Source organism: Cupriavidus sp. SIMBA_020 (assembly GCF_046535395.1).
GTDB classification, from domain to species: Bacteria; Pseudomonadota; Gammaproteobacteria; order Burkholderiales; family Burkholderiaceae; genus Cupriavidus; species Cupriavidus campinensis.
Window position 1 is genome coordinate 1 of record NZ_JAWRWU010000050.1, and the last position, 528, is coordinate 528.

1 protein-coding gene is annotated in these 528 nt (G+C 67.4%); it reads left to right on the top strand.

The window, feature by feature from the left end; translation table 11 throughout:
- Positions 1–528 (top strand): ATP-binding protein (locus tag SB751_RS28085; protein WP_410748793.1); only part of this gene is annotated, 528 nt, incomplete at both ends.

Here is a 528-nt window from a genome sequence, read left to right on the forward strand (position 1 = left end):
CCCGCATCACGGCACTGGACCTCAAGCGCATCGTCAGCAACCTGATCGAGAACGCGCGCCGCTACGGTCGTTCCAGCGACGGCCAGGCTCATCTGGTCATGACACTGCAAGCTGAGGGCGGCATGATCGTGATCGAGGTGTCCGACCGCGGCCCCGGGATCGCCCCCGAAGATGTCGATCGCCTGCTGCGTCCCTTTTCACGCGGCGAGGCCGCCCGCACCGGCGTCAGCGGCGCCGGCCTGGGCCTGGCCATCGTCAACCCGCTGACCGCGCTGGATTTCATTGGCCGCGGCCTGCACATCCGGCCGCTGCGCCCGCTGGTCATGCTGAGCATGATGTGCGCGGTGCACGTGCTGGTCGAGCAGGTCGCGGTGCGCACACGGGAAGGCACGCAGTTCGCCAACTGCTACGCCACGAACATCTACCACAAGGGTCCCACCGGCTGGCGCATGGTCATGCACCATGCCTCGTCGGCGCCCACGGAAGCCGGGGTGCTCGATTTGCACGACGTACCCGACATGCTGCACT